This is a genomic window from Streptomyces sp. NPDC051207, from assembly GCF_040682395.1.
Taxonomy (GTDB): domain Bacteria; phylum Actinomycetota; class Actinomycetes; order Streptomycetales; family Streptomycetaceae; genus Streptomyces.
Genome location: NZ_JBFBAX010000061.1, coordinates 1 through 10,468, shown reverse-complemented (window position 1 = coordinate 10,468; position 10,468 = coordinate 1). Strand labels below are relative to the sequence as shown.

Genomic DNA, 10,468 nt, shown 5'->3' with positions numbered 1-10,468 from the left:
TCGTCCGGCCGTCTGCTGCCCCGCCCGGACCGGGGCAGCAGCGGCTGCAGGAAGGCCCACTCGCTGTCGGACGGGTCATGGCGACGTATCACCCGACCACGATCCCCGAGCGAAGATCATTTGACGACAGAGCCTAGGACACGCCCTGGGCGAGCTGGACCTCCGCCCGGTGTACGGCTCCCAGGGTGCCCGGTGTGACGCGCAGGCGCAGGGCGTTGCCGGTGCCCTGTACCTGGACGGACGGGTCGGCGGAGGTCACCGATGTCACGGCGCGGTTCCAGGTGAGGTCGATGGCCGTGCCGTCGCGCAGTGGGCCGGAGACGCACACCGTGGCCGTTGTCCCGCTCTGGCGGATCATGACGGAGGCGGGGGCGTTCGCGGTGAGGTCGCCCACGGTTCCGCCGAACCAGAAGTTGACGCCGGTGAAGCCCAGCGAGGGGACGCGCACCCCCTGCTGGTCGTTGCTGTTGGCGAGCACGGTGAGCCAGCCGGTGTCGGCGGCGCGGGCGGCCGTCCGTTCCGCGGTCGCGCCCGGCATCAGGACGTACGCGTACGTCGCCCAGGTCGGGTCCGTGCCGTGGTCGAACCACAGGGTCAGGTAGCGGCGGGTGACCGGGTCGGTGACGGCGCCCTTGTTGATGTCCGACCAGGCGCCGGTACGGGCCTCGCGCAGTGCCTTCACCGTCGCCCCGCCGGGGAAGACGTACCCGGCGTGTCCGGCGAGGTGGGCCCAGCGCGCGTCGGTGAGGATGGCGCTCCAGCCGGGGGTCGCGGACTGCGCCGAGCCGTCGACGGTGAAGCCGTGGACGCCGGCGGCGCCCAGGTTGCGGTTGTCGACGACCGACTCGACGCCCGTGCCGTCCCGGCCGTGGATGCCCGCGCCGAGGCAGACCACCGCGTCGTCGAGGAAGAACCACGATTTCTTGGCGAGGAGCGTGGACGACAGACCCTTGAGGTACTGGCCGACGGCGGCGTACGTCCCGTCGGTCGCGCCGCCCACCCAGCGGACGTCGGGGCGGGGCGCGCCCCAGGTGCCGCCCTCTCCGTCCGCGAGGCGCTTGCGGGAGGCGGTGGTGCCGGGCAGCCGGTACGGGTCGACGGTCGGCCAGAAGTCGTCGCTGTACTGGCCGTTGGCGAAGTCGTCGCCCCACCAGTAGAGCATTCCTGAACCGGTGTGCCAGCCGCGCAGGTTCTCGCCGTTGCCGTTCTCGTAGTGCGTGATGCGGTGCGAGGCCATGGAGACGGCGGCGGCCCAGCCGGGGCGGCGGTGCACGGCCCGGTCCATGCCGGGGAAGAGGCGGTGCCCGGACGGCTCGGGGCTCGCCGGTGCGGCGCTGTCGGCGACGGCCTTCAGCCGGGCGAGCTGGGCGACGCCGAGCGAAGGGCTGGAGAGGACCGGGCGGTAGTAGTCGCGGGCGATCCATCCCTTGACCATGGCGTCCCAGCGTGCCTTCTCGGCGGCCGAGGCGCTCTGTGCGAGCAGTGCGACGCAGGCGATGATGCCGTGGCCGCGCAGGTGGTCGTCCTGGTGGATCCGGCGGGTGTCGGACTTCTGCACCCCGCGGCTGATCGCGCGCCCCGAGACGCCGTCCATCGCCAGGCCGTTGAAGAGGAAGGGCGCGTACGCCTTCTCGACCGAGTCGAGGACGATCTGCCGACGGGTGTCGGTGACCTCCCAGGCGGAGCCCTTCAGCAGGGCGAAGAGCAGGGAGAGCCCGCCGAGCATGACCGCCCCGTACGACCCGGCGTAGGGAACGTGGGTGTGCTGGAGGAAGCTGCCGTCGGGGTGGAGGCCGTCGCCCTGGGTGACGTACGGGAAGACGGGGGAGAGCGCGTCGCGGGCCAGGGTGAGCTTGGCGGGGTTCTTGCCGAGGACGCCGCGCAGGGCGAGGACGCGGCACAGGTCGACGCGGTTGGCGCCGGTGGAGGTGCCGGTGTAGGAGGCGACCGCGCTGTCGGGGACGAAGTGGTCGACGGCGGCGCAGTGTTCGCCGACTCGGCCGGCGCCGAGGTGGTCGTACAGCAGGACGTCGATGTCGAGCAGCGCCTGCGGGATGCCGATCTGCCAGTTGTACCAGTTGCCGTAGCGGGTCCGGCCCGCGTGGTACGCCTGGTCGTGGAGGTGGTCGAGGCCGGCGAGGATGTCGGCGCGCAGGCCGGGGTCGCCGGTGAGGCCGGTGCCGGGCTGGGCGTGGGCCTCGGCGAGGGTGCGCAGCCGGTTGAAGCTGGTGCCGAGGTTGCCGGAGTAGGTGTAGGACTCGGCGTCGGTGTCCGGTTCGGGGTCGGCGTAGGGCAGGTCGGGCCAGAGGGAGCCGTCCGCGCGTGTCATGGTGGCGCGCAGGTCGCGGGCGGTGGCGCCGAGGGCGGCGAGCCGGCCGGCGTACGGCTCGGCGGTGGGCGTGAAGCCGGTGCCCAGCAGCAGGTCGCGCCAGCGCAGCCGGAGGGTGTCGTGGGCGTCGGCGGCGCGGGCGGGGGAGGCGGTGGACGCGACCGCCGAGGCGGCGCCGGCCAGGGCCGCGGCGGCGCGCAGCAGGGCCCTGCGGGAGAGGAGGGGGAGGGGAGCGGCCGGGTGGGCCGCGGGTGTCGCGGAGGGCATGCGGAAGGAACCTCCGGAGGAGGGGGCGCGTCGTCGCACCCGGGAACCACGAGGGGCGAGCGGTTTCTAACACGAGCGTGCAGAGACCGGCAATGAATCACGCACAGCCCTACGGAACTGATTGTTCGCACAGAAACGTTCATATACGATCGCCGGGCGGTGAGACGTCCGTTCGGACGAGGCAGAGGGAGACCGGGACACATGCATGCCGAAGAGAGGCACCAGGCGATCCTGCGCAGGCTCCGGGAGCACGGCTCCCTGCGGGTCACGGAGTTCGCCGAGGAGTTGCAGGTCTCCCCGGTCACGATCCGCCGGGACGTGGAGGCCCTCGCCGAGCGGGGGCTGGTCACCCGGGTGCACGGCGGGGCGCTCCTGCCGGACGGCCCCACGGCGGCGGTGCCGGACGGCGCCCCGGCCGCCCGGACCCCCGCCCGTGAGCTGGTCGTCGGGCTGATCGTGCCGGCCGCCGACTACTACTACCCGGAAGTGATCAAGGGCGCCCGGGAGGCCGCAGCCGAGCGGGGCGTCCGGCTCGTCCTCGGCATCTCCCAGTACGACCACGGCCAGGAGCGGGAGCAGGCCCGGCGGATGCTCGCCGACGGCATCGACGGCCTGCTGATCACCCCGTGCGGCGGGGCCGGCGAGTCCTGGCTCACCGCGCTCGGCGTGCCGTACGTCCTGGTCGAGCGCCGCCCCGGGGACGAACTGCCCGGCGCCGAGCACGTGGTCACCGACCATGTGTACGGCGCCCGGCTCGCCGTACGCCACCTGGCCGAGGCCGGGCACCGGCGCATCGCGCTGCTGCTGCGCGACGACAGCCCGCACGGCGCGCCGGTGCTGGAGGGCTACCGCGGCGGCCTGGCGGCGGCCGGGCTGCGAGAGCCGGAGCCGTCGCCGCTGCGGCTGCCCCCGCCGGCCGGTGACGCCGCCGGACGGGAGCGTGTGCTGGGCGAGTTCACCGACGCCGTGGCCGACGGCCGGCTGGACGCCGCGCTCGTCCACAACGACCACGACGCGCTCGTGCTGCTCCAGCGGCTGCGGACGCACGGCATCGACGTCCCCGGCGACCTCGCGCTCGTGGCGTACGACGACGAGGTCGCCTCGCTCGCCGACATCCCCCTCACCGCGGTCGCCCCGCCCAAGCACGCCGTCGGCGCCGCCGCGGTCGGCCTGCTGGCGGAACGGATCACCGACCCCGGCCGGGCCCGCCACCGCCTGGCGATCCTGCCGGAGCTGCACGTGCGCGCGTCCAGCTCCTGACCTGACCTGACCTGCGGTGCGCGCCGCACCCGTACCGACGGAGACCCCTCAAATGTTCCGCGTATCCCCCGAGGGGTTCTCCCTCGACGGCCGTCCCCTGCGCCTGCTCTCCGGTGCCCTGCACTACTTCCGCGTCCTGCCCGAGCAGTGGCCGCACCGGCTGCGGATGCTGCGCGCCATGGGGCTCGACACCGTGGAGACGTACGTCCCGTGGAACCTGCACGAGCCACGCCCGGGCCACTACGACTTCACCGGCCTCGCGGACCTCGACCGCTTCCTGCGCGCCACCCGTGAGGCCGGGCTGCACGCGATCGTCCGGCCCTCCCCGTACATCTGCGCCGAGTGGGAGAACGGCGGCCTGCCGTGGTGGCTGCTCGCCGACCCCGAGGTGCGGGCGCTGCGCTGCCGGGACGCGGCGTACGAACGCCACGTGGACCGCTGGTTCGACCGTCTGGTCCCGGTGATCGCCGCGCACCAGGTCACCCGCGGCGGCAACGTGCTGATGGTGCAGGTGGAGAACGAGTACGGCTCCTACGGCACCGACACCGGCCATCTGGAGCACCTGGCCGCCGGGCTGCGGGCGCGCGGCATCGACGTGCCGCTGTTCACCTCGGACGGCCCCGACGACTTCTTCCTGACCGGCGGCACGCTCCCCGGCCACCTGGCGACCGTGAACTTCGGCAGCCGCGCGCGGGAGGCGTTCGCGGACCTGGCGCGGCTGCGGCCCGGCGACCCGCCCATGTGCATGGAGTTCTGGTGCGGCTGGTTCGACCACTGGGGCACGGAACACGTCGTGCGCGACCCCGGGGACGCGGCGGCGACACTCGAAGAGAGCCTGGCGGCCGGGGCCTCGGTCAACATCTACATGGCGCACGGCGGGACGAACTTCTCCACCTGGGCCGGGGCCAACACGGACGACCACGTCACCGGGGAGGGCTATCTGCCGACGGTGACCTCGTACGACTACGACGCCCCGATCGACGAACGCGGCGGTGTGACGGAGAAGTTCCGCGCCTTCCGCGAGGTGCTGCGGCGGTACGCCGACGGGCCGCTGCCCGAGCCGCCGCCGCCCGCCCCGCTGCTGCCGCCGTCCCGGCTGGAGCTGACCGGGTCGGTACGGCTCCTCGACGTCCTGGACACGCTGGCGGGCGAGGAGGTGACGGCCCCGATGCCGCCGTCCTTCGAGGAACTGGGCATCGGGCACGGGCTGGTGCTGTACGGGACGCGGATCCCCGGCCCGCGCGGCCCGCACCCGCTGAGCGTGCGGGGGCTCGCCGACCGCGCGCACGTCCTCCTCGACGGCGAGCCCGTCGGCGTACTGGAACGGGACCGCGCCGAGACCCTGGACGCCGTCGCCGTGCCCGGCCCGTCAGCGCGCCTGGAACTGCTCGTCGAGTCGATGGGCCGGATCAACTACGGAACCGGGATCGGCGACCGCAAGGGCGTGCGGCGCGTCCTGCACACCCGCCAGACGCTGCACGGCTGGACGGCCCGGGCGGTGGAGCTGGGACACGGCACGCCCGACGGGCTGCCGTGGGGGACGGCGACCGCGGGGCCCGGGCCGGTGTTCCACCGCGGTTTCCTGGAGGTCGCCGAACCGGCCGACGGGTACCTCGCCCTGCCCGGGCTGCGCAAGGGCTACGTCTGGGTCAACGGCTTCTGCCTGGGGCGGTACTGGGAGGAGCGGGGCCCGCAGCGGACCCTGTACCTGCCGTGGCCGCTGCTGCGCGCCGGGCGCAACGAGATCGTCGTCCTGGAACTGGACGGGGTGCGCGACGGCGACGGTGACGCCGACGGCGGGCGGCCGTTCGTGGAGCTGCGGGGGGCCGCCGACCTCGGCTGACCGGGGCGGGACGGGGCGAGGCGACTGCCGTATCCGGAGGTGGCCGCCGTGCCGCGCACGGACGCGTCGTTTCCGGATCGATATCACTCATTGACGATCGTTTGTTCATTCGCTCTTGACTGCGATCGTTTGTGACCGAAAGATGTGCGTCAACCTCACGGCCTCTGGAAGGCCCCGCCCGTAGGAGCACGCGCACATGAAGCCCACCTCCCGCACGTCCGCCGTCGCCCTCGCCGCCGCCACGGCCTCCCTGGCCCTCCTCGCCACCGCGTGCGGCGGCTCCGGGACCGGCACGGCGGACACGGGCACCGGCACCGCCGCCGAGCCCGTCGAGATCACCTACTGGTCCTGGCAGCCGGGCACCAAGGAGATGACCGAGGAGTTCAACCGCACGCACGAGAACATCAAGGTCGTCCACTCGGAGATCCCCGCCGGTCTCAACGGCGGCTACGACAAGCTCGCCAAGGCCGTCAAGGCGGGCAACGCGCCCGACGTCGTCAACGTCGAGTACCAGGCCATCCCCGACCTGGTCACCCAGGGCCTGCTGCGCGACTCGTCCGCCGAGCTGGGCGCGGCCGTGAAGAAGACCCCCGAGTCCGTGCGCAGCCTGGTGACCCTCGGCGGCAAGACCTGGGGGGCGCCCTACGACGTGGGCCCGCAGTCCCTGTACTACCGCACCGACCTCTTCGAGGAGTACGGCATCGAGGTCCCGCGGACCTGGGACGAGTTCCGGACCGCGGCCGAGAAGGTGAAGACCGCCTCCAAGGGCAAGGCCCGCATCCTCGACTTCTGGGGCGACGACGTCGCCACCTGGGCGGGCCTCGCCCAGCAGGCCGGCGCCCACTGGTACGGCACCGAGGGCGACGCCTGGAAGGTGAACATCGCCGACACGTCCACCCGCAAGGTCGCCGACTACTGGAAGGACCTCGTCACGAACGACCTGGTCCTCAACCACAAGGGCTGGAGCCCGGAGGCCACCAAGGCCGTCACCGACGCGAAGGCGATCGCCCTGATCGGCGCCTCCTGGAGCGCGGGCTCCCTGAAGACGACGTACCCCAAGCAGGCGGGCAAGTGGGCCCAAGCCCCGCTGCCGCACTGGGGCACCCCCGCCACCGGCGCGGTCGGCGGCACCTCGTTCGCCCTCACCAAGGACACCGAGAAGGCCAAGGCGGCGGCCGAGTTCGCGCTCTGGGCGACCACCGACGCCGCCGCGGTGAAGGCACGCCTCGCCGCCGGCACCTCCAGCGCGCTGCCCGCCGACGAATCGCTGCGCGCCGCCGCGAAGGAGACCTTCGACACCGAGTACTTCGGCGGCCAGGACCTCTACGCGGTGGCCTCCGAGCAGGTGCCCACCATCACCGAGGGCTGGACCTGGAGCCCGGTGCACAACTCCACCTCGCTGTCCCTCCAGAACGACCTGGGCAAGGCCATGAGGACCGGCGAGTTCTGGCCCGCCTTCCAGGCGGCGCAGACCGCGGCCGAGAAGGGGATCACCGACCGGGGCCTCAAGCTCGCCGAGTGACCCGGCGGCGCGCCCGCCGACGCGCGGACGCGCCCCCCGTTCCGCCCCGGGCGCGGGCGTGTTACCTCCCCGGGCGGCCGGGGAGGTCCCTGGCACCCCGCCACCTCCCGGCACCCCGCCCGGCCCTTCTACGTCATGGAGTCACCGCCGATGGCATCCCGGCTCGTCCGCGGGCAGCGCAGCACGCCGGCCCTCTTCATCGCGCCGTTCCTCGTCCTCTTCCTCGCCACCCTCGCCGCCCCCATCTGCTACGCGGTTTGGATGAGCCTGTTCCGTGAACAGGCCGCCTCCGGACTCGGCTTCGGCGGTACCGAGACCCTGTTCGTCGGCGCCGACAACTACCTGCGCGCCCTGGACTCCCCGGCGTTCCGCCGCGGCTTCCTGCACATCGCGCTGTACTGCCTGGTCTACATCCCGGTGATGGTGGGCGGCGCCCTGGCACTGGCCCTGCTGGTCGACTCCGCGCTGGCCCGCGCCAAGGCGTTCTTCCGGCTCGCCTACTTCCTGCCGCACGCCGTGCCGGGCCTGATCGCCGCCATCATCTGGGGCTTCCTCTACACCCCCGGCCTCAGCCCGGTCATCGACTTCCTGGAGGTCTTCGGCGCGGACGCCGACCTGCTCGGCCCCAACGCGGTGATCTTCTCGCTCGCCAACGCCACGGCCTGGCAGTGGACCGGCTACAACATGGTGATCTTCTACGCCGCGCTCCAGGCCGTGCCCCGCGAGACCCTGGAGGCGGCCCTGGTGGACGGCGCGGGCCACCTGCGTACGGCCTGGTCCGTGAAGCTGCCGATGATCCGCTCCGCCGTGGTCCTCACGATGCTGTTCACCGCGGTCGGCGCCATCCAGCTGTTCAACGAGCCCGAGGTGCTGCGCAGCAGGACCAGCGCCATCTCCACCGAGTGGAGCCCGGTGATGTTCATCTACCAGGCGGCCGTCAGCCGCAGCGACTACGGCCTCGCGGCGGCGGCCTCGCTCCTGCTGGCGCTCCTCGGCGCCGCGCTGTCCTTCGTGATCACCAAGTTCGGCAACCGCTGGAAGGACGCGTGACCGTGACCCTCGACATCGCACCGGCCCCCGCCGCCGCCCCGGCCGGACCGCCGCCACGCCCCGCACCCCCGTCACAGGGCCGGGGACCGGGCACCGCTTCCTCCCGCGCCTCGCGGGTCACCGTCAACACCCTGCTCGCCCTGGTCGCCGTCTACACCCTGATGCCCCTGACCTGGCTGCTGGTCAACGCCACCAAGAACAACGGCGACCTCTTCGGCCGCCCCGGCTTCGCGCTCGGCGACTTCAGCCTCTTCACCAACCTCGCCGACATGTTCACGTACCAAGGCAGCGTCTTCGGCCGCTGGCTGGCCAACAGCCTGCTCTACTCGGTCGTCGGCTCGGTCGGCTCGACGCTCCTGGCGCTGCTCGCGGGCTACGCCTTCGACAAGTACCCCTTCCCCGGCAAGGAGAAGCTCTACGGGCTGGTGCTGCTGGGCATCCTCGTGCCGCACACCGTCGTCTCGCTGCCCATGTACCTGATGGCCTCCGACATCGGCCTGGCCAACACGTACTGGTCGGTGCTCATCCCCTCCCTGGTCAACCCCTTCGGCGTCTACCTGGCCCGGGTCTTCTCCGAGGGGTACGTCCCCGCCGAGACCCTGGAGGCCGCGCGCCTCGACGGGGCGAGCGAGCTGCGGATCTTCCGCTCGGTGGCGCTGCCGATGCTGTCCCCGGCCTTCGTCACGATCTTCCTGTTCTCCTTCACCGCGAGCTGGAACAGCTTCTTCCTGCCGCTGGTGATGCTCAACGACTCCTCGCTCTACCCGGTGGGCCTCGGCCTGTTCAACTGGAACGCGGTGCTCCCCCAGGAGCCGCACTACTACGCGTTCGTCGTGACCGGCTCGCTGGTGTCCGTCCTTCCCCTCGCCGTCGCCTTCCTGGCGCTCCAGCGCCACTGGCGCTCCGGCCTGACCGCGGGAGCCGTCAAGTGACCCGTCCCCCTCACCGTCCCCGGACCGTCCTCGCGATGGACCCGCCGGTCCGCGAGGCGCTGTTCGACGCGGAGACCCTGGAGCGGCTCACCGCGCTGGCCGACACCGATCCGGCGGTGGTGGTGCGGGACTTCACCGACCCCGGGCACGCCGTGGCGCTGCGCGAGGCGGAGGTCCTGTTCACCGGCTGGGGCTGCTCGCCGCTGACCGCGGAGGTGCTGGCCCGGATGCCCCGGGTGCGGGCCGTCGTCCACGCGGCCGGTTCCGTGAAGCACCACATCACCGACGCCTGCTGGGAGCGGGGCGTCGCGGTCGCCTCGGCGGCCGGGGCCAACGCCGTGCCGGTGGCCGAGTACACCGTCGCCGCGGTCCTCTTCTCCGGCAAGGGCGTGCTGCGCGCGGCCCGCGTGTACGGCGAGAAGCGCGCCTGGGTCAGCCCCCTCGATGTGATCGGCGGCGGGAACTTCCGCCGCACCGTCGGCGTGGTGGGCGCCTCCCGCATCGGACGGCGGGTGATCGAGCTGCTGCGCCCCTACGACCTGACGGTGCTGCTGTACGACCCGTACGTCACCGGTGACGACGCCGCGGCCCTCGGCGTACGCACCGTGGACCTGGACACCCTCGTCGCGTCGAGCGACGTGGTGACGATCCACGCGCCCGAACTGCCGGGCACCCGGCACATGTTCGACCGGGCGCGGCTGGCGCTGCTGCGCGACGGCGCCACGCTGGTCAACACCGCGCGGGGCTCCCTCGTCGACACCGAGGCGCTGACCGCGGAGCTGGTCACGGGCCGCCTGCACGCCGTCCTGGACGTCACCGACCCGGAGGTGCTGCCCGCCTCCTCGCCGCTGTACGACCTGCCGAACGTCCTGCTCACCCCGCACGTCGCCGGTTCGCTGGGCAACGAGCTGAGCCGGATGACCCACGCGGCGCTCGACGAACTGGAGCGGTACGGCCGCGGCCTGCCGTTCGCCGACCCGGTGCGCCGCCGGACACTGGACCGCTCGGCCTGAGAGGCCGCTTGCGCGAGGACTCTTGTGCAATTCCTGTGGACCCCTCAATCTTTCGGCTGACGCACCGGTGCGGCACAGCCCTCTCATGGGCATGAACCTGCCCATTAAGGGCCGTGTTCCGCACTCGCTCGGGGATCATGGTCGGGTGATACGTCGCCGTGAACTGTCCGACAGCGAGTGGGCCTTCGTGCGGCCTCTGCTGCCCCGGTCCGGGCGGGGCCGGTCCGGGCGGGGCCGCAGACGGCCGGACGG

At 72.8% G+C, this 10,468-nt stretch carries 7 protein-coding genes; 6 read left to right on the top strand and 1 reads right to left on the bottom strand.

Annotation, left to right across the window (positions count from 1 at the left end; translation table 11 throughout):
- Positions 1–133 precede the first annotated feature (133 nt).
- Positions 134–2,596 (bottom strand): polysaccharide lyase 8 family protein, encoded by a 2,463-nt coding sequence (locus AB0M97_RS30390; protein ID WP_365964195.1) that lies wholly within the window; start codon positions 2,594–2,596, stop codon positions 134–136.
- A 201-nt stretch (positions 2,597–2,797) separates the two neighbouring features.
- Between AB0M97_RS30390 and AB0M97_RS30385 the strand changes: the two genes are divergently transcribed.
- The 6 genes from AB0M97_RS30385 to AB0M97_RS30360 all read left to right on the top strand — a co-directional run bounded on the left by AB0M97_RS30385 (position 2,798) and on the right by AB0M97_RS30360 (position 10,216).
- The gene (locus AB0M97_RS30385) at positions 2,798–3,856 is read left to right on the top strand and encodes a substrate-binding domain-containing protein (RefSeq protein WP_365964194.1); all 1,059 of its coding nucleotides are present in this window, start codon (positions 2,798–2,800) and stop codon (positions 3,854–3,856) included.
- A gap of 52 nt (positions 3,857–3,908) precedes the next feature.
- Positions 3,909–5,699, top strand: a complete 1,791-nt coding sequence (locus AB0M97_RS30380; RefSeq protein WP_365964193.1) for a beta-galactosidase family protein — start codon at positions 3,909–3,911, stop codon at positions 5,697–5,699.
- 196 nt (positions 5,700–5,895) lie between these two features.
- Complete coding sequence (locus AB0M97_RS30375) at positions 5,896–7,221, top strand: extracellular solute-binding protein (RefSeq protein WP_365964192.1); 1,326 nt, start codon at positions 5,896–5,898, stop codon at positions 7,219–7,221.
- Between the two features lie 150 nt (positions 7,222–7,371).
- Entirely contained in the window at positions 7,372–8,271 is a 900-nt protein-coding gene (locus tag AB0M97_RS30370) for a sugar ABC transporter permease (RefSeq protein WP_365964191.1), read from the top strand.
- Positions 8,272–8,432: 161 nt separating this feature from the next.
- The gene (locus AB0M97_RS30365; RefSeq protein ID WP_365964196.1) at positions 8,433–9,203 is read left to right on the top strand and encodes a carbohydrate ABC transporter permease; all 771 of its coding nucleotides are present in this window, start codon (positions 8,433–8,435) and stop codon (positions 9,201–9,203) included.
- Between the two features lie 35 nt (positions 9,204–9,238).
- Positions 9,239–10,216: a hydroxyacid dehydrogenase gene (locus AB0M97_RS30360; RefSeq protein WP_365964190.1), complete on the top strand. Its 978-nt coding sequence runs from the start codon at positions 9,239–9,241 to the stop codon at positions 10,214–10,216.
- Positions 10,217–10,468 lie beyond the last annotated feature (252 nt).